Source organism: Streptomyces monticola (assembly GCF_042665355.1).
Lineage (GTDB): Bacteria > Actinomycetota > Actinomycetes > Streptomycetales > Streptomycetaceae > Streptomyces > Streptomyces monticola.
Genome location: NZ_JBHTCF010000012.1, coordinates 74,616 through 92,292, shown reverse-complemented (window position 1 = coordinate 92,292; position 17,677 = coordinate 74,616). Strand labels below are relative to the sequence as shown.

Sequence of the window (17,677 nt, the reverse complement as noted above, 5' to 3'; positions counted from 1 at the left end):
TCGGTCCTTTCCGCGTGCGTCCGGACGCTCCCGTGCGGACCGTCCGTCGCCGCTGAGAACCGGCGGGCACCCGGAAATGTGACAGCCGGGACCCGGAGTGCTCAGAGCGCCGCCAGCTGCCGCTGTACGAAGCCCAGTTTCCCGGGGTTCACCACGGCCCGCAGCTCGCTGATGGCGCCGTCGCCGCCGGCCTCGAAGGAGACGACCGCGGCCAGCGCGTCACCCTGGTGTGCGAGCAGCGCAGGCGCACCGTTGACCTCGGCGACGGACAGCGTGATGCCCGCGGCGTAGCCGTCGAGCGCGCCGCGCAGGAACCGCAGCACCTTCTCGCGCCCCATGATCGGCCTGCGGGCCGCGGTGATCTTGCCGCCGCCGTCGCTCCACCAGGTCACGTCGTCGGCGAGCAGTCTCTCCAGGCCCGCCACATCACCCTCGCGGGCCGCCGCGACAAACGACTCGACCAGGCTCCGCCGCTGCTCGGGCCGCGGTGTGAAACGCGGCGTGGGCGCGGCCACCCGCTGCGTCGCCCTGCGGTACAGCTGCCGGCAGTTGGCCTCGCTCAGATCGAGCACCGCGGCGATCTCGCGATGGCCGTACGCGAACGCCTCCCGCAGCACGTACACCGCGCGCTCCGCCGGGGTGAGCCGCTCGAGCAGCACCAGAAGCGCGGTCGAGACGGTGTCCAGCTGTTCGGCGGACTCCAGCGGCCCCAGCGCCCCGCCCTCCGTCACCACCGGCTCCGGCAGCCAGGGTCCCGGATACCGCTCACGCTGCGCGCGGGCCGAAGTCAGCCGGTTCAGGCAGAGGTTGGTGACGACCTTGGCCAGCCAGGCCCCGGGCTGCTCGATGTCCTCGCGCCGCGCCCCCGACCAGCGCAGATACGCGTCCTGAAGCATGTCCTCTGCTTCGTCGGCCGAGCCGAGCATTCGGTAGGCGAGGCCGAAGAGGCGCGGGCGGTACTGCTGGAATTCCTCGGCGGGCGCAGGCGTCGTCACGGCCACAGCCTGCCAGAGCGGCCCGCGCGCACCGTCGGGGGAGCCGTCGTCGTAAGAAGTCCATGGCGGGCGCCTGTGAGCCAGCCCACAGGCTTCGCCCGCATGGGCGACGATCAGGCGTGGCACACTGGCCATGTACCAGAAGCAGCGCACTCCGGGGTCGGTGTAATTCCGAACCGGCGGTTACAGTCCGCGACCCGGTCACCTCCAGTGGCCGGTTGACCAGGTGAAATTCCTGGACCGACGGTGAAAGTCCGGATGGGAGGCAGTGCGCGGCGGGCAGGCACATCCGTGTATGCCGCGCCGTCGGTCCGTCCTTTTTCCAGGACGCACCGCCGTCCGGCGTCCCCGGCGCCGTATGCCCGTGATCTCTGTCGTCATCGACAGGCCCCGGAGTCCGTGCCCTATGAGGCAGGAGGACCCGGTGGCCACCGCAGCCGAAGCAGACGCCATGCGTCGCGCCGTCGTGCTCGCCGCCCGCGCCCTCGGCGCCACAAGCCCCAACCCCGTCGTCGGCTGCGTCATCCTCGACGCCTCCGGTGAGATCGCGGGCGAGGGCTACCACCAGGGCGCCGGCACCCCGCACGCCGAGGCGCACGCCCTGCGCGCCGCCGCCGGCCGGGCCCGTGGCGGCACCGCCGTCGTCACCCTGGAACCCTGCGACCACACCGGCCGCACCGGCCCGTGCTCCCAGGCGCTCATCGCCGCCGGCATCAGCCGGGTCGTCTACGCGGTGGGCGACCCCAACCCGGACGCCACCGGCGGCGCGCGGACACTGCGCGAGGCCGGCGTCGACGTCGAGGCGGGACTCCTGGAGGACGCGGCGCGCGCGGGTAACGCCGCCTGGCTGCACTCCGTCAAGTACGGGCGCCCGTACGTCACTTGGAAGTACGCGGCCACGCTCGACGGCCGGATCGCCGCCGCCGACCGCACCAGCCGCTGGATCAGCTCGCCCGAGTCCCGGGCCGATGTCCACCGGCTGCGCGCCGAGTCGGACGCGGTCGTCGTGGGCTCCGGCACCCAGCGTGCCGACGACCCGCATCTCGCCGTGCGCGGTGTCGAAGGCGCCGTCCAGCCGCTGCGGGTGGTCGTGGACACCGAAGCCCGCGCGGTCAGGCCCGGAGCGCGGGTCGCCGACGACACGGCCGAGACGGTGGTCGTGGTGGCGGACGACCTGGAGCCCGACCGGCTCGCGGAGCTGCCGGCGGGCGAGCCCTGGGGCCTGCCGCGCGCCGCGGACGGCCGGGGCATCGACATCCCCGCGCTGCTCGCCGCCCTGTACGAACGCGACGTCCGCTCCGTACTCCTCGAAGGCGGCCCGACCCTCGCCGGGGCCTTCGTCGCCGCGGGCGCCGTCGACCGCGTGATCGGCTATCTCGCTCCCGTACTGCTCGGCGCGGGTCCCACCGCGCTCGCCGACGCCGGAATCACCACGATCGCCGACGCGTTGCGGCTCGATGTGACCGAAACCGAGCGCATCGGCCCCGATCTGCGGATCACCGCCGTCCCCACCACCCGTGCCCACAAGGAGCGTTGAGAGTGTTCACCGGAATCGTCGAAGAGCTGGGTGAGGTCACCGCCGTCGAGAAGCTCGACGATGCCTCCCGCTTCCGTCTGCGCGGCCCCGTCGTCACCGAGGGCGCCAAGCACGGCGACTCGATCGCCGTGAACGGCGTCTGTCTGACCGTGGTCGACCACGAGGGCGACGAGTTCACCGCCGACGTGATGGCCGAGACGCTGAACCGCTCCAGCCTGGGCGCGCTCACCACCGGCTCCCGCGTCAACCTGGAGCGGCCCACCGCGGTCGGCGCCCGGCTCGGCGGCCACATCGTGCAGGGTCACGTCGACGGGGTCGGCACGGTCGTCGAGCGCCGGCCGTCCGAGAACTGGGAGATCGTCAAGGTCTCGCTCCCGGACGGACTCGCCCGCTACGTCGTGGAGAAGGGCTCCATCACCGTCGACGGCGTCAGCCTCACCGTCGTCGAGGCAGGGCCCGACTACTTCACCATCAGCCTGATCCCCACCACGCTCGCGCTGACCACCCTCGGCCTGAAACAGCCCGGCGACCCGGTCAACCTCGAAGTGGACGTCATCGCCAAGTACGTCGAGCGCCTCCTGGGCGCCCAGGGTGTCGAGGGAGCCGCCAAGTGAGCGCCGTGTCCTGGCTGAACTCCGAGGCGTTCACCGCCTTCGGGCAGCACGTCATCTGGTCCGACATGATCGGCAACAGCGTCGGGCTCGCCGCCCTCGCCCTGGGCTGGCGGCGCTCCATATGGACCTGGCCCGCCCAGTTCCTGTCCGGCGTCATCCTCGTCGCCGCCTACGCCTCCGCGCACCTGTCCGGCGGCGTCGGCAAGCAGCTTCTCGTGATCGGTGTCGCCGTGTGGGGCTGGCGGCAGTGGGGCCGGGGCCGGCAGCAGGCCCAGGACGGCTCCATCGCCGTACGGTTCGCCTCCTGGAAGGAGCGCGGCGCCCTTGTCGCCGCCGCGGCGGCCGGCACCCTCGTGGTGGGCAGCCTCTTCGCCGCCTTCCCGTCCCTCTCGTGGAGCCCGTGGGCCGACGCGTACATCTTCGTCGGCACCCTGGTCGCGATGGTCGCCCAGGCCCGTGGCCTGGTGGAGTTCTGGTTCGCCTGGCTCCTCGTCGACCTCGTCGGCGTGCCCCTCGCCTTCAACAGCGGCCTGGCCTTCTCCGGCCTCGTCTACGTCATCTACCTCGCCCTCGTCCTGTGGGGGATGCGCGACTGGTGGCTGCGCTCCCGTGCGGCGGCGCCCGCCCTGGAAGGAGCTCCGGCATGACCACAGCACCCTCCCCCAAGCTCTCGGCTTCGCTCGAGCAGGGGGGACCCCCTTGGTACTCGCTCGACAACGCCGAGGACCTCGCGCTCGACCCGATCGAGCAGGCCGTCGCCGATATCGCGGCCGGCCGCCCGGTCGTCGTGGTCGACGACGAGAACCGCGAGAACGAAGGCGACCTCGTCATCGCCGCGGAGAAGGCGACGCCCGAGATCGTCGCCTTCATGATGAGCGAGTGCCGCGGCCTGATCTGCGCGCCCATGGAGGGCGACGAGCTCGACCGGCTCGAACTGCCGCAGATGGTCGAGAACAACACGGAGATGATGCGGACCGCCTTCACGGTCTCCGTGGACGCCACCCCCGCCCACGGTGTGAGCACCGGTATCTCCGCCGCCGACCGCGCCACCACGCTGCAGCTGCTCGCGGGCGGCAAGGCGGGCCCGGCCGATTTCGTCCGGCCCGGACATATCTTCCCGCTGCGCGCCCGGCCCGGCGGCGTCCTCGTCCGTAACGGCCACACCGAGGCCGCCGTCGACCTCGCCCGGCTCGCGGGCCTGCGCCCGGCGGGCGCCATCGTCGAGATCGCCGGCGAGGACGGCCGGATGCTGCGGCTCCCCGAGCTGATCCCGTTCGCCCGCAAGCACGGCCTGACGATCATCTCCATCGAGGACCTGGTCGCCTACCGCCGTACCTCCGAGCCCACGGTGCGCCGTGAGGCCAAGGTCCAACTGCCCACGGCCCACGGCGAGTTCACGGCGTACGGCTATCGTTCCGCGGTCGACGGCGTCGAGCATGTCGCCCTCGTGCAGGGCGAGATCGGCGACGGCGACGACCTCCTCGTGCGGGTCCACTCCGAGTGCCTGACCGGAGATGTCTTCCACTCGCTGCGCTGCGACTGCGGCCCGCAGCTGGAGGCGTCCATGGAGCGCATCAGCGCCGAGGGCCGCGGCGTCGTGGTCTATCTCCGCGGTCACGAGGGCCGCGGCATCGGACTGCTCTCCAAGCTGCGTGCGTACGCCCTGCAGGAGCGCGGCCGCGACACGCTCGACGCCAATCTGGAGCTGGGCCTGCCCGCCGACGCCCGGGACTACGCCGCGGGCGCGCAGATCCTCGCCGACCTCGGCGTCCGCAGCCTGCGTCTGATGACCAACAACCCCGACAAGAGCGAGGCGCTCACCGCCCACGGCCTGAAAGTCACAAGTCGTGAGCCCATGCCCGTGCAGGCGGGCGAGCACAATCTCCGGTATCTGCGCACCAAGCGAGACCGGATGGGACACGAACTGCCCTGGCTCGACGCGCAGTAGCAGTAGCAGCGGCAAGCAGTACCAGGAACCGGCACAGCAGCACACCAGCAGCACCAGAACACAGATCACAGAGCACTGAGCACACCCCTAGGAGCAACGTGAGCGGCAAGGGCGCACCCGTACTGAGCGTGGAGAACTGCAGCGACCTCCGGGTCGCGGTGATCGCGGCGCAGTGGCACGAGAAGGTCATGGACGGTCTGGTCGACGGCGCCCTGCGCGCCCTGCACGAACTGGGCATCGACGAGCCGACCGTCCTGCGCGTGCCCGGCAGCTTCGAGCTGCCCGTGGTCGCCAAGGTCCTCGCGGGCCGCGGCTACGACGCGGTCGTCGCCCTCGGCGTCGTCATCCGCGGCGGCACCCCGCACTTCGACTACGTGTGCCAGGGCGTCACCAACGGCCTCACCCAGGTCTCCGTCGACACCGGAGTCCCCGTCGGCTTCGGCGTTCTGACCTGCGACACCGAGGAGCAGGCCCTGGACCGCGCCGGAATCGAGGGTTCCAGCGAGGACAAGGGCCACGAGGCCGTCACCGCCGCCGTCGCCACCGCCACCACCCTGCGCACCGTCTCCGAGCCCTGGCGCTGAGCAGCACCCGTCACCCGCGTAGAGTGAGCACCACCATGTCCAAGAAGACTTTCGAGGAGCTCTTCACCGAGCTCCAGCACAAGGCCGCCAACGCCGACCCCGCCACCTCCCGCACCGCCGAGCTGGTGGACAAGGGTGTTCATGCGATCGGCAAGAAGGTCGTCGAAGAAGCCGCCGAAGTCTGGATGGCGGCCGAGTACGAGGGCAAGGAAGCCACCGCTGAGGAGATCTCCCAGCTCCTGTACCACGTACAGGTGATGATGGTCGCCCGCGGCATCTCCCTCGACGACGTCTACGCCAACCTCTGATCCGCATCCGCTCCACCCCCTGCCGTACTCCCACACGTAAAGGAAGCCGACCTCATGCTGCGCATCGCCGTCCCCAACAAGGGTTCACTGTCAGGACCTGCGTCGGCGATGCTCCATGAGGCCGGCTACCAGCAGCGCAAGGAGTCCAAGGAGCTCGTCCTCGTCGACCCGGACAACGAGGTGGAGTTCTTCTACCTGCGTCCCCGGGACATCGCGATCTACGTCTCCTCCGGCAAGCTCGACATCGGCATCACCGGGCGTGACCTCCTGGTCGACTCCGGCGCCGACGCCGAGGAGATCCTGCCGCTCGGCTTCGGCCGCTCCACCTTCCGCTTCGCGGGACGGCCCGGCACGGCCACGTCCATCGAGGACCTCGCGGACCGGACCATCGCCACGTCGTACGAAGGCATCGTCGCCAAGCACCTCGAGGACCGTGGCATCGACGCCTCCGTCGTGCACCTCGACGGCGCCGTCGAGACGGCCATCGAGCTGGGTGTCGCGCAGGTCATCGCCGATGTCGTGGAGACCGGTACGTCGCTGCGGAACGCGGGCCTCGAGGTCTTCGGCGAGCCGATCATGAAGTCCGAGGCGGTCGTGATCCGCCGCACCGGCGCCGACGGCGACGACCCGAAGGTGCAGCAGTTCCTGCGCCGTCTGCAGGGCGTCCTGGTCGCCAGGACGTACGTGATGATGGATTACGACTGCCGTGCCGAGCACCTCGAGAAGGCCGTCGCCCTCACCCCGGGCCTGGAGTCGCCGACCGTGTCCCCGCTGCACAACGAGGGCTGGGTCGCCGTACGCGCGATGGTGCCCGCCAAGGACGCCCAGCGGATCATGGACGACCTGTACGCCCTGGGCGCGCGGGCCATCCTGACCACGGCCATCCACGCCTGCCGCCTCTGAGCCGGGGGACCCGCACACCATGTCGGACCTTCCCGCCCTGCCCGTCACCTTCCGGCCGAACCGGACCCGGGCGGTCCTGCTGACCGTCGGCGCCGTGATGTTCGCCGTCCTCACGGTGATCGCGCTGATCCTGCCGAAGATCGGCCCGGGGGAGCGCGCCAGCTTCATCCTCACCGGCGCCCTCCTCTTCGGGGTGCTCGTCCTGCTCAGCCGCCCCAAGGTGGTCGCCGACGAGTCCGGGGTCACCGTCGTCAATCTCGCCACCCGGCGCAGGCTCGCCTGGGCGGAGATCCTCCGGGTCAATCTGCGCCCCGGCGACCCCTGGGTCTTCCTCGACCTCAGCGACGGCACCAGCCTGCCCGCCCTCGGCATCCAGCCGGGCATCGCCAGGCAGAAGGCCATCAGCGACGCCCGTACGCTGCGCGCCCTCGCGGAATCGCGGGGAACGGGCGGGTGAGCGCTCCGCGGTAGGTCCGGTGCGCCACCACCACCTGCGGGTGCGTCGTGGCTGGTCGCGCAGTTCCTCGCGCCCCTTTGGGGCGCACTAACCGAACCGGACTCGGGACCTGACCCCGGCCTCACCCGACCGGACCAGGGCCCCGCCGCACCTGCCCCAAGAGCGGTCCTCTTGATTACTCTGGTGCCGGTGGCGACCTCAGCGCGCCCCGCCCCGCACCGAAGACCCCCGGCCTTGCCCGGCCGGCGGGGCCTCCTACGACCCGAGGAGTGACTTACTCCGGCAATGGACGGATCGTCCGGTAGTACCTGCGCCGCCCCCTCACCGGAGGCGGCGGCATGACCATCCCTTTGCTGCTTCTCGCGGCGGCCTTTCTCCTGATCCTCGCCAACGGATTCTTCGTGGCGGCCGAGTTCGGCCTCGTCACCGTGGAGCGCGCCGACGCCGAGCGGGCCGCGGCCGGGGGCGACCGGCGGGCCCGCCGCGTCGTGACCTCCCTGCGCGAGCTGTCCTTCCAGCTCTCCGGCACCCAGCTCGGCATCACCATCACGTCACTCGTGGTGGGCATGCTCGCCGAGCCGGCCCTCGCGCATCTGCTCGCCGGACCGCTCACCGCGGCCGGCCTGCCGGACGGCGCCGTACCGGGTGTCTCGGTCCTGATCGGCATGCTGCTCGCCTCCGGCGTGCAGATGGTGATCGGTGAACTCGTGCCGAAGAACTGGGCGGTGTCACGGCCCCTGCAGGTCGCGCGTTTCGTGGCCGGCCCGCAGCATCTGTTCGCGCGCCTCTTCCGGCCGGTCATCGCCGGGCTCAACGCCGTCGCCAACCGTCTGGTGCGCGTCCTCGGCGTCGAGCCCGCCGACGAGCTGGCCTCGGCCCGCACCCCCGGCGAACTGGTCTCCCTGGCCCGGCACTCGGCCCAGGCCGGTGCCCTGGAGGCGGACACCGCCGATCTGTTCGTGCGCACCCTCTCGCTCGGCGAGCTGACGGCACAGCACGTCATGACGCCGCGTGTGAAGGTCAGCGCGCTGCAGTCGGCCACGACCGCCGCCGATGTCGTCAACCTCACCCGCGCCACGGGGCTCTCCCGCTTTCCCGTGTACCGCGAGCGGATCGACGAGATCATCGGCGTCGTCCACCTCAAGGACGCCCTGGCCGTACGCACCTCGGAACGCCACCGCACACCGGTGGGCCGGATCGCGGTGCCCCCGCTGCTCGTCCCCGAGACGCTGCCCGTGCAGCCGCTCCTGGCCCGGCTGCGCAGCGAGCAGCCGATGGCCGTGGTCGTCGACGAGTACGGCGGCACCGCGGGTGTCGTCACGCTGGAAGACATCATCGAGGAGCTCGTCGGCGAGGTCCGCGACGAGCACGACGCCCATGACCTGCCCGAACTCGCCGCCGCCCCGGCCGAGGACGGCCGGCCCGCCTGGGACGCGGACGGCAGCTGCCGGGTCGACACCCTGCAGCGGATAGGCCTCGATGTGCCCGAGGGGCCGTACGAGACCGTCGCCGGACTCGTGGCGGATCTGCTCGGCCGGATCCCGGCCCCCGGCGACCGCGCCGAACTCCCGGGCTGGCGCCTGTCGGTGCGCGCGGTCGACCACTACCGCGCGGAGCGGGTCCGCCTGGTGCGCACGGCCGAGGCCACGGCACCGGCCGTGTTGTCCATGGAGGCGGTCCGATGAGTGCGCTGCAGCTGTTGTTCGCGCTGCTGCTCGTGCTCGGCAACGGCTTCTTCGTCGGGGCGGAGTTCGCCCTGGTGTCCGTGCGCCGCAGCCAGATCGAGCCGCTGACGACCAAGCGCGCCCGGCAGGTCCTGTACGGCCTCGAGCATCTGCCGCAGATGATGGCGGCCGCCCAGTTCGGCATCACCATCTGCTCGTTGACGCTCGGCGCGGTGGCCGAGCCGACCGTGGCGCACCTCCTGGAGCCGGTCTTCCACGCGGCGCACGTCCCGGAGGGCCTGATCCATCCCCTCGGCTATGTCATCGCTCTCGCCGTCGTCGTGTTTCTGCACCTCGTCATCGGCGAGATGGTGCCGAAGAACCTGGCGATGGCGGCACCGGAGAAGACGGCCCTGTGGCTCAGCCCCGGTCTCGTCGCCTTCGCCCGGCTGTGCCGCCCGGTGACGGCGGCGCTCGGCGCGTGCTCGCGGCTCGTCCTGCGGCTGTTCCGCGTCGACCCCAAGGACGAGGTGGAGGCGGTCTTCACCAGCGTCCAACTGGGGCGTCTGGTCGAGGACTCGGGCCAGGCGGGGCTGCTCGGCCCCGAGGAGCAGGAGCGCCTCGAGGACGCCCTCGAACTGGGCTCGCGCCCCGTCACGGATGTGCTCCTGCCGCGTGCCTCGCTGGTCACCGTCGACCCCTCGGTCACCGCGCGGCGGATCGAGGAGCTGACGGTGCGCACCGGATACTCGCGCTTTCCGGTGTGCGCGGAAGGCGGTGCCTTCATGGGGTATCTGCACGTCAAGGACGTTCTCGACGTGGAGGACCCGGAGCGTGCGGTGCCGCAGCAGGTGTGGCGGCCCATGACCACCCTGCGCGCCGAACTGCCCCTGGACGACGCCCTGACGGTCATGCGCCGCGCCGCCACGCACCTGGCCCAGGTGGCCGACGCGTCCGGGCGTGTGCTCGGTCTGGTGACCATGGAGGACGTGCTCGAACTCCTGGTGGGCGAGGTCCGCGACCCCACGCACCGGGACCTGCCGGTGGCCCGGGTGTCGGAGCCGAGGTCGGCGGCGACGGCCGCGGCGCCCGCGGAGGCGATGGCCCGCTGACGGAACACCGGCCCGGGGGTGGTGCCCGCCTTGGTACGGCGGGCACCACCCCCGGGCTGTGTCCGCTACATCGGTGGCGGCGCCGTGGGCCCGCGCCCGGACAGGACTTCGCCGTACGCCTGCATGAGATCGGGCAGCCGGAGCGTGGCCAGGTCGTCGCGGGTGGGCGCGCCGGGGTAGCCCGAGAGCCTCAAGTCCCGGTACGCACAGCTCTTTTCGTACAGCGTGCGCAGGAACCGGCCGTTGCCGAGCTCGTCGATCCAGCCCTGGTCCACCACGTGCCCGCTGATGGAGCGCAGCTCTTCGAGCGACTCCTCGTCCCACACGTCGCCGTTCTCCGCGGCGAGGACCTCCCCGATCGAGGTGAGTTCGAGGGGCCGGTACGAGGGGAAGTCGACGCGGGTCGTGAAGCGCGAGGAGAGGCCGGGGTTGGCGGCGAGCAGCCGGTCCATGCCCTCCGGGTAGCCGGCGAGGATCACGACCAGGTGGTCCCGGTTGTCCTCGGCCCGCTTCAGGAGCACCTGCAGCGCCTCGTCGCCGTACGCGTCGCCCTTGCTGTAGCCCGAGTTGGACAGGGCGTACGCCTCGTCGACGAAGAGGACCCCGCCGATCGCCGAGTCGATCAGCTCATTGGCCTTGACGGCGGTCTGGCCGAGGAACTCGCCGACCAGATCGGCGCGTTGGGCCTCCACCAGATGGTCGCCGCCGAGCAGTCCGAGAGCGTAGAAGACCCGGCCGAGGATGCGCGCGACGGTCGTCTTGCCCGTACCCGAGGGCCCGGAGAAGACGAAGTGGCGTTTCGGCGGCTGGACGGGCAGGCCCTGACCGGCCCGCAGACGGGCCATCCGCAGCTGCGCCGAGAGGGCTTTGACCTGGCGTTTGACGGGCTCGAGGCCGACCATCCGCTCCAGTTCGGCGAGCGCCTCCTGCAGCAGTACGGGATCGGCGGAGCCGGCCGGCAGCTGCGGGGGCGGCACGGGGATCACGGCCTTCTCGCGCACCGCGTCGGCCTCGGGCGCAGGCGTCATCCCCTCCGGCTCGGTGCCGATCTTCACATCGAGGCCCTCGGCGCCGTACTGCCCGTCGAGCGCGTCCTGTCCGTCGAGCGCGTCCTGGCCGCCGCCCGCCAGGGTGAGCGAGGTGAGGTCGGCCGGGTCGTCGGTGCCGTCGAAGGTGTCGTACTCCGCGATGGCGGCGAGCCGTGCCGAGGTGTCCATGAAGGCGGGGTCGACGCGGTGCACGGCGCGGTACAGGGGGAGTGCGGCGGCGCTGCGTCCGGTGCCCTCGTGGGCGCGGGCCAGCCAGTAGCGCAGCTCCTTGCGCTGGGGCTGCTCGCTGCGGCAGCGCATCAGGGCGGCCGAGAGGAGGGGTTCGGCCTGGCCGAACATCTCCAGGCGGACCCGCGCCATCCCGCCGAAGAGCCCGGCCTCGATCCCGAGCACCGCGTCGTCGATCAGCGGGTCGGTGTGGCGTACGAGCTGTTCCCAGTCCTTGACCAGATAGGCGCGGCAGGCGTGCAGAAAGCGCACCTGCGGATCGGCGTCGACGGGCGGCAGTCCGGCCAGGGCCCGGTCGAGCTCGGGGACATGGCGGCCGTCGAGCCAGTGCGAGGCGTGCGCGAGCAGCAGATCGCGCGGCGATTCGAGTACGGGCTGCACCCACCAGCCGAGCCAGTACCAGGAGTTGAGGGTGCGTCGGTGGCGGGCGCGCTGCTCGCCGAAGCGTTCGCGGTGCCGGTACATGCGTAACAGCGCTGTCGTGGTGTCGATCCGCAGCGCGTGCAGGCCGAGCCAGCCGTCGGCCATGCCCGGGTCCATGCGCACCGCTGCCCGGAACTCCTCCTCGGCCTGCGGATAGGCGCCCATCGTGTAGGCGTCGACCCCTCGCAGCCAGGCGAGGTCGGCCGGGGCCGAGGTGCCCTGCGGGCCGAAGGCGCCTTGTGTCATCCGTTCCCCCACAAACCGTGCCCCCGTGGTGTGCCGCCGGGCGTGTGCCCGCCGGTGGCGTCCGCCGGCCCGGATGACCGCCGAAGAACCGAACCGTCGTGCCACGGACGGGAGTTGACCGGCGCCGACCACCGCCGTGCATGAGGGAGCACCGAGAGCCGTCCGTAAGGTCGCACCGAGAGGCATCGTACCTGCGAGGGAGGGGTCGGCCGTAGGGTGCCGCGCCAGTCATCAGCGCGAAGAGCGCCGTATGCGGGGGGACTTGGGCGGTGACCCAGTGTGAGCGATCCACGCCTGGGCGCGCTCGCGAAAGGGGACAAAGGGCAGAACGAAGCCCCCGATCACGGGGGAACAACCGGGGGCTTCGCGTCTGTGGTGCGGTCTCGAATGACCGCACATTGAGAACGTAAGTCCTGTACGACCCCTGGGTCAAGCCGAGTTGGGGGACTGGTGGACGGCGTTTTCCGGCCGCTCAGCGCTTCGCCGACGGGTCGTCACGGTGCGTGATGGCTTGGGGGGACGAAGACGCCTCATCACGTCCCGGCAGCACCACATATCCCTCTGGACACTGGCGTACCAGCGAGTCGGCGCGTTCCCGCGTGGGGTCTTCGGCGAAATGACGATGTTCCGCCGGCTCCCATCCGTCCCAGAAGTCGCCCTGGGCCGGGCCGTCCCGGTGGCGCCCGCGCGCCCAGGAAGCGTCGTGCGGCAGGTCCATCCAGTACAGATGCGCCAGATACGGCCGCAGCGCCAGCCGTCCGGCGCCGACACCTTCGAGCAGGACGACGGGCGCGGGCGGCACGGTCTGCTCGGTGGTGAAGCGGCGGACGTTCCAGTCGTAGGCCGAGAACCGCGCTGTGCGCCCCTCGGCGAGCGGTGCGAGCACTTCGCGGCGCAGCCGGTCCGTCCAGGCGAAGAGCTCGTCGTGGCTCCTGATGTCGTCGAGGCGCACCACGGGCGCACCCCCGAGAGCCGCCGCCAGGCCGTCCGCGAAGGTCGACTTGCCGGAGCCCGCGTGCCCGTCCACGGCGACGAGCCTGACCGGCCCGCAGGAGGGCGGCAGGGAGAGCAGGTCACGGGCGAGGGCGGAGAGCTCGGTGAGGTGGTCCATCGCCTCAAGGCTACGGGCGCCGCCGCCACGCCGCCGCAGGTCACTCCAGTGGTACAGGCCAATATTGGTGCCGGGACGCGGGTCGAAGTGCTGGCACAGGCCCGCCGTCACCGGAGATAGTTGGCCCACAGTCATGCACCTGCCGCTCACGCCGTACGCCGCCCGGACTCCCGGAACCGACCGCCGGCCGGACGCGACCCGACGCCGACTCGACTAGGGGCCCCTGCCATGACCCTCCCACCCGGTCCTTCCCACTCCGGCTCTCCTTCCTCCGGTCCTCAGCCCGCTTCTCCTCGCCCCGCCTCTCCGCGTACCACCCGCAGATCCGTGCTCGCCGCCGCCGTGGCGGTCGCCGCGGGGGCGGCCGTCGCCGCGTCGGCGGGCCCGCCGGCAGCGGCGTCCGGCGGCGCCGCCGTGCAGGCGGCCGCACGCCGGGTCGACAACCGCTTCTGGACATCGGGCGCCGACTGGAGCGCGGGCACCGGCCGCGGTACCCGGGTCGTCACCGGCACCCGCCCCGGCGTGGAGATCGCCGCCCCGGCGGGCACCACCGAGTACAAGGACCCGCACACCGGTCGGACGGCGACGTGGGAGTACGCGTCGTGGACCTCGCCGGTGCACCGGCTGAAGTACCCCTCGACCGAGGCCATCGCCTCCTGGAACGCCCGTACTCCGGAAGGGACTTGGCTCCAGGTCGAGCTGCGGGGCACCTACAGCGACGGCAAGCAGAGCCCCTGGTACGTCATGGGGCGCTGGACGTCGGGCGACGACCGCGAGGGCGGCACGTCCACGATCCGGCGGACCTCGGTCGACGGCCAGAAGGACGGCAAGAGTTCCATCTGGACCGACACCTTCGCCATCGACGACACCGCGTCGGGCCTGCGCCTGGCCGCCTACCAGCTGCGGCTCACGCTCTACCGCGAGCCGGGCGGCACGGCCACGCCCACCGTGTGGCGCCTGGGCGCCATGGGCTCCGACATCCCGGACCGCTTCACGGTGCCCGCCTCCAAGCCGGGCCTCGCCAAGGAGCTCAAGGTCCCGCGCTACTCGCAGAACACCCACATCGGCCAGTACCCGGAGTACGACAACGGCGGCGAGGCCTGGTGCAGCCCCACCTCCTCGCAGATGATCCTCGAGTACTGGGGACGCAAGCCCACCGCCGAGGACCTGGCCTGGGTGAACCCGGACTTCGCCGACCCGCAGGTCTGCCACGCGGCCCGTTTCACCTTCGACTACCAGTACGAGGGCTGCGGCAACTGGCCGTTCAACGCGGCCTACGCGGCGACGTACAAGGACATGCAGGGAGTCGTCACCCGGCTCGGGTCGCTCACCGATCTGGAGACGCTGATCGCCGCCGGTATCCCGGCCATAACGTCGCAGTCGTTCCTGGCGAAGGAACTCACCGGCGCCGGCTACGGCACCGCCGGACACCTGATGACCGTGATCGGCTTCACCAAGAGCGGTGACGTGATCGCCAACGACCCGGCGTCGCCGAGCAACACGGCCGTGCGCCGTGTCTACAAGCGCCGCGAGTGGGAGAACATCTGGCTGCGCACCAAGCGCTACAACGCCGAGGGCAAAGTGACATCGGGCACGGGCGGCGTCTGCTACCTGTACTTCCCGGCGAAGCCGAATGCCGCGCAGCTCAAGGCTCTCGCGGCGGTCGGGGTGCGCTGAGCGGGGCGTCCGGCCCCGTGGCGGGTGACGTACGTCTCTACCACGGGGCCGGGCGCGACTGGCACTGTGGTCGGGTCAGTGGGGGGACCACTGCCCGACAGACCACCTTTGCGAGCGAGCACCATGACTGCTTCTGCCACCACCGCCGACGCCCGGAGCCACGCCCGGGCCCGCACCGGCGGCCCCAAGGACGACGGCCCCAAGATCCTCGAGCATGTGCTGGGCTGGACCCTGGTCGTCGTCCTCGCCATGTTCGTCACCCAGGCCGGTCTGCTGTAACCCCGGTACCTGTCACCGCGGTACCCGCCGTCACCGCGGCATCCGCGGTGACGGCCGGCCCCTTCGCCGCGTCCCCCGACGCCCGCCAGTGCCGGTCCGGGATGCCCACCAGGCCGTACAGCCAGCGCACCGGCGACCGTTTCGGCAGCAGCACCGCCCCGGCGATCACGGCGAAGAGCAGCAGGCCGAGCAGACCGCCGAGCAGACGCATCAGGGCGCTGGCGGTGAGCGCGCCCAGGAACGGCAGGCCGTAGACGCCCGCGGCGGCGATCGCGATGGCCAGGAGCTTCGGCACCTTGCGGTCCTCGTCCGCTCCCGGCAGCGACCAGCCCTCCATCAGCCAGCCGATCTCGGTGAGCAGCATGGTGCCGATGACCCCGGCCCCGAAGATCAGCAGCGCCAGGAAGGTGCCGGAGGTCAGGAAGTCCAGGATGTTGTTGACCACCGAGTCCTTCGGCCAGTTCGCGAAGTCCTCGTCGCTCGTGGCGAAGAACCGCTCGTAGCCGCGGCCGTCCCAGCCGTGGACGAGCGTCCCGAACACCAGGAAGTAGCCGCCCACGGTCTGGAGATACGCCCAGTAGCCCGCACCCACGAGCACCAGGGCCTGCGCCGCGAGGAAGCCGAGAAGCGTGGCGACGGGGATGCCGCCCGCGTAGAACAGCACGAATCCCGCCCAGATGCCCTCGCGGTCCCCGGCCACCTGCATCGTCGCCCACGACGGGTTCTGCCAGAGCACGAAGAGCCCGGTCGGCACCAGCAGGATCGCCGCGAACAGCAGGGTCAGGGTGAGATACGGGTTGGCGACGCGGCTGCGGGTGCGTGGACCCTCGCCGACGCTCAGACGTTCCCAGATCTGCAGCTGACGTCCCGCCGACAGGGCGAACGTCGCGCCGATCGCATACGCCCAGAACAGGGCGGCCTGGATCTGGATCACGCTGCGGCCCCTTTCTCTTTCCCGGTTGTTCCCGGTCGTTGCCGGTTACGCCGACGCCTTGAGGGTGAGCCCGCCGGCCACGATCTCGTCCGAAGTGACCAGCGCCTGCTCGGCCTTGACCTCCGTCATGAAGACGAACGGCGGCACCACCGGCGGCACCGGCAGCTTGTCCGGCGTGAAGGTCAGGCACAGCAGGCCTTCCAGGCAGCCGCTGAACTTCGTGAGGTAGAGCGTCACATCGCCGCTGAGCTCCAAGGTGTCGGCGCCCAGGGCGAGTTCGCCACGGCCGTCGCGCGTGTTGAGTCGGTAGTCGGTCAGCGAGGCGGCCTTCATGCGCAGGACCATGACCTTCAACGGCCCTTTGGCGGTGGGGATTTCGCGTACGTCGGCGATCGTGAAGCCCTGCGGCGCGAACAGTGTGGTGGTGACGGACGGCGGGGTGTTCGGGGCGACCACGCCGCCGGACGGCGCCGCCCTGGCGCTGCTCACGCCGGGTCCGAAGACCGCCGCGAGCAGCACCACGGGAAGCAGCACGGCGAGCGTGCGGGTGCCCTGTCCGTCGCGTACCGAGGGCAGTTCGGCGGTCTCCTCCTCGTCCGGGTCGACCGGCGTCCAGCCGAACCCCATGGCGCTGCCCGCGATGCCGAGGCCCATGCCCACCAGGAAGCCGCCGAGGTTGGTCGCGGCGAACGAGAGCACCGACAGGATCAGGGCGTTGATGCTGACGTAGTGCCGGGCGTGCGGCATCAGCCACAGGAAGATCCCGGCCGCGACCAGGCCGAGCCCGATGCCGATCGCCGCGATCCCGCCGAGGCCGAGGCTCACCAGGACCGTCAGCGGCGACAGCGGTACGAGCAGAAGCTCGGTACCGCCCAGAATCAGCAGCAGGCCGCCCCAGAACGGCCGGGTGCGGCGCCACTTGCGCAGGGTGCGGCGCGCCTCGGGCATCGGGAGGCGCGCGTCGAGCCAGCCCCTGCCGCCCTCGCGCAGGCTGCTCAGAAGCACTTCTTGCCGTCCAGGCTGACGTCGACCTTCATGCCCTTGAGCCGGAAGTTGCCGCCGGTGGCCGACCACGCGTTGGACCGCACGGCGGACACCTCGATGTCACCGGCCTGCAGACCGAACTTGCCGGGTTCGCCCTTGATGCCCTCCACCTCGTCGAGCGTGGAGGCGTCCCGGCCGATCTGCGCGGTGCCGAAGCGGGCGTCGCCCACCAGGTCCTCGCCGTCGATCACCAGGTTGCTCGCCGTGACATTGCCGGCCTGCCCGCCGGCCGTCAGCTTGAACACCACGGTGCCGAGCGGCGTCTTGACCTCGGCCGCCTGACAGATGTCCGTCAGGGTCGCGTCGCCGATGCCGAGCAGCGCCACCGGATGGCCCTTGCCGTCGACGGAGCGGTCCGTCTGCACGAACGAGGACAGGCCCTGACTGCTCAGCTTGCCCGATGACACCTGGAAGCTGGTGCCGGAGACCGCGAAGGAGGCGGCGAGCGCCCCCTCGGCCATCACCGAGGCCATCGCGCCCACCGCGAGGACCGCGGGCATGGCGACGACCGCGGTCCGTTTCCAGTTGGTTCTGCCCACAACGCTCTTGGACGTCTGGTCTTTA

Annotated in this window: 18 protein-coding genes and 1 riboswitch; of the genes, 12 read left to right on the top strand and 6 right to left on the bottom strand. The window is 71.4% G+C overall.

Annotation, left to right across the window (positions count from 1 at the left end):
* Positions 1–101: 101 nt before the first annotated feature.
* Positions 102–995 carry an RNA polymerase sigma-70 factor gene (locus ACFQVC_RS25840; protein ID WP_381834885.1) on the bottom strand — a complete coding sequence of 298 codons (894 nt, stop codon included), beginning with the start codon at positions 993–995 and terminating at the stop codon, positions 102–104.
* A 145-nt stretch (positions 996–1,140) separates the two neighbouring features.
* Positions 1,141–1,271, top strand: a riboswitch (FMN riboswitch).
* A 148-nt stretch (positions 1,272–1,419) separates the two neighbouring features.
* On the opposite strand from ACFQVC_RS25840, the gene ribD reads away from it, so the two are divergent.
* The 10 genes from ribD to ACFQVC_RS25790 all read left to right on the top strand — a co-directional run bounded on the left by ribD (position 1,420) and on the right by ACFQVC_RS25790 (position 10,122).
* Positions 1,420–2,532 carry a bifunctional diaminohydroxyphosphoribosylaminopyrimidine deaminase/5-amino-6-(5-phosphoribosylamino)uracil reductase RibD gene (gene ribD, locus ACFQVC_RS25835; protein ID WP_381834883.1) on the top strand — a complete coding sequence of 371 codons (1,113 nt, stop codon included), beginning with the start codon at positions 1,420–1,422 and terminating at the stop codon, positions 2,530–2,532.
* A gap of 2 nt (positions 2,533–2,534) precedes the next feature.
* Entirely contained in the window at positions 2,535–3,146 is a 612-nt protein-coding gene (locus tag ACFQVC_RS25830; RefSeq protein ID WP_381834881.1) for a riboflavin synthase, read from the top strand.
* A complete protein-coding gene (locus tag ACFQVC_RS25825) occupies positions 3,143–3,793 on the top strand; it encodes a nicotinamide mononucleotide transporter family protein (RefSeq protein ID WP_381834879.1) in 651 nt (216 codons plus the stop codon). Before ACFQVC_RS25830 ends, ACFQVC_RS25825 begins: the two co-directional genes overlap by 4 nt.
* On the top strand, positions 3,790–5,094 hold the full coding sequence (locus tag ACFQVC_RS25820; protein ID WP_381834877.1) for a bifunctional 3,4-dihydroxy-2-butanone-4-phosphate synthase/GTP cyclohydrolase II: 1,305 nt from the start codon (positions 3,790–3,792) through the stop codon (positions 5,092–5,094). The genes ACFQVC_RS25825 and ACFQVC_RS25820 overlap by 4 nt, the downstream gene beginning before the upstream one ends.
* 98 nt (positions 5,095–5,192) lie before the next feature.
* A complete protein-coding gene (ribH, locus tag ACFQVC_RS25815; RefSeq protein ID WP_381834875.1) occupies positions 5,193–5,678 on the top strand; it encodes a 6,7-dimethyl-8-ribityllumazine synthase in 486 nt (161 codons plus the stop codon).
* A gap of 35 nt (positions 5,679–5,713) precedes the next feature.
* Positions 5,714–5,986 (top strand): phosphoribosyl-ATP diphosphatase, encoded by a 273-nt coding sequence (locus tag ACFQVC_RS25810; RefSeq protein WP_381834873.1) that lies wholly within the window; start codon positions 5,714–5,716, stop codon positions 5,984–5,986.
* Between the two features lie 54 nt (positions 5,987–6,040).
* Complete coding sequence (hisG, locus tag ACFQVC_RS25805) at positions 6,041–6,889, top strand: ATP phosphoribosyltransferase (protein ID WP_381834871.1); 849 nt, start codon at positions 6,041–6,043, stop codon at positions 6,887–6,889.
* 19 nt (positions 6,890–6,908) lie between these two features.
* Complete coding sequence (locus tag ACFQVC_RS25800) at positions 6,909–7,346, top strand: PH domain-containing protein (RefSeq protein ID WP_381834869.1); 438 nt, start codon at positions 6,909–6,911, stop codon at positions 7,344–7,346.
* 338 nt (positions 7,347–7,684) lie between these two features.
* Positions 7,685–9,031, top strand: coding sequence for a hemolysin family protein (locus tag ACFQVC_RS25795; RefSeq protein ID WP_381834867.1), 1,347 nt, complete (start codon positions 7,685–7,687; stop codon positions 9,029–9,031).
* Positions 9,028–10,122: a hemolysin family protein gene (locus tag ACFQVC_RS25790; RefSeq protein ID WP_381834865.1), complete on the top strand. Its 1,095-nt coding sequence runs from the start codon at positions 9,028–9,030 to the stop codon at positions 10,120–10,122. Before ACFQVC_RS25795 ends, ACFQVC_RS25790 begins: the two co-directional genes overlap by 4 nt.
* 65 nt (positions 10,123–10,187) lie before the next feature.
* Here the strand turns inward: ACFQVC_RS25790 and ACFQVC_RS25785 are convergent, their stop codons facing one another.
* Entirely contained in the window at positions 10,188–12,068 is a 1,881-nt protein-coding gene (locus tag ACFQVC_RS25785; RefSeq protein WP_381834863.1) for an AAA family ATPase, read from the bottom strand.
* 472 nt (positions 12,069–12,540) lie between these two features.
* Complete coding sequence (locus ACFQVC_RS25780) at positions 12,541–13,179, bottom strand: uridine kinase family protein (RefSeq protein WP_381835203.1); 639 nt, start codon at positions 13,177–13,179, stop codon at positions 12,541–12,543.
* A gap of 327 nt (positions 13,180–13,506) precedes the next feature.
* On the opposite strand from ACFQVC_RS25780, the gene ACFQVC_RS25775 reads away from it, so the two are divergent.
* Complete coding sequence (locus tag ACFQVC_RS25775; RefSeq protein ID WP_381834861.1) at positions 13,507–14,856, top strand: peptidase C39 family protein; 1,350 nt, start codon at positions 13,507–13,509, stop codon at positions 14,854–14,856.
* A gap of 123 nt (positions 14,857–14,979) precedes the next feature.
* The gene (locus ACFQVC_RS25770; RefSeq protein ID WP_381834859.1) at positions 14,980–15,135 is read left to right on the top strand and encodes an SCO1431 family membrane protein; all 156 of its coding nucleotides are present in this window, start codon (positions 14,980–14,982) and stop codon (positions 15,133–15,135) included.
* Here ACFQVC_RS25770 and ACFQVC_RS25765 read toward each other — a convergent pair.
* Genes ACFQVC_RS25765 through ACFQVC_RS25755 form a run of 3 tightly spaced genes read right to left on the bottom strand, consistent with a single transcriptional unit; the run spans position 15,113 to position 17,613 of the window.
* Positions 15,113–16,069: a hypothetical protein gene (locus ACFQVC_RS25765; protein ID WP_381834857.1), complete on the bottom strand. Its 957-nt coding sequence runs from the start codon at positions 16,067–16,069 to the stop codon at positions 15,113–15,115. The genes ACFQVC_RS25770 and ACFQVC_RS25765 overlap by 23 nt on opposite strands.
* Before the next feature lie 45 nt (positions 16,070–16,114).
* Positions 16,115–17,074 (bottom strand): DUF6114 domain-containing protein, encoded by a 960-nt coding sequence (locus tag ACFQVC_RS25760; protein ID WP_381834855.1) that lies wholly within the window; start codon positions 17,072–17,074, stop codon positions 16,115–16,117.
* Positions 17,065–17,613, bottom strand: coding sequence for a DUF6230 family protein (locus ACFQVC_RS25755; RefSeq protein WP_381835201.1), 549 nt, complete (start codon positions 17,611–17,613; stop codon positions 17,065–17,067). Before ACFQVC_RS25755 ends, ACFQVC_RS25760 begins: the two co-directional genes overlap by 10 nt.
* Positions 17,614–17,677: the final 64 nt, after the last annotated feature.

Bases quoted from the DNA above. Each gene is read 5' to 3' on its own strand.
- ACFQVC_RS25780 (WP_381835203.1), bottom strand. From the start codon at position 13,179: ATGGACCACCTCACCGAGCTCTCCGCCCTCGCCCGTGACCTGCTCTCC.
- ACFQVC_RS25800 (WP_381834869.1), top strand. From the start codon at position 6,909: ATGTCGGACCTTCCCGCCCTGCCCGTCACCTTCCGGCCGAACCGGACC.
- ACFQVC_RS25785 (WP_381834863.1), bottom strand. From the start codon at position 12,068: ATGACACAAGGCGCCTTCGGCCCGCAGGGCACCTCGGCCCCGGCCGAC.
- hisG (WP_381834871.1), top strand. From the start codon at position 6,041: ATGCTGCGCATCGCCGTCCCCAACAAGGGTTCACTGTCAGGACCTGCG.
- ACFQVC_RS25810 (WP_381834873.1), top strand. From the start codon at position 5,714: ATGTCCAAGAAGACTTTCGAGGAGCTCTTCACCGAGCTCCAGCACAAG.
- ACFQVC_RS25820 (WP_381834877.1), top strand. From the start codon at position 3,790: ATGACCACAGCACCCTCCCCCAAGCTCTCGGCTTCGCTCGAGCAGGGG.
- ACFQVC_RS25790 (WP_381834865.1), top strand. From the start codon at position 9,028: ATGAGTGCGCTGCAGCTGTTGTTCGCGCTGCTGCTCGTGCTCGGCAAC.
- ACFQVC_RS25755 (WP_381835201.1), bottom strand. From the start codon at position 17,613: ATGCCCGCGGTCCTCGCGGTGGGCGCGATGGCCTCGGTGATGGCCGAG.
- ACFQVC_RS25795 (WP_381834867.1), top strand. From the start codon at position 7,685: ATGACCATCCCTTTGCTGCTTCTCGCGGCGGCCTTTCTCCTGATCCTC.
- ACFQVC_RS25770 (WP_381834859.1), top strand. From the start codon at position 14,980: ATGACTGCTTCTGCCACCACCGCCGACGCCCGGAGCCACGCCCGGGCC.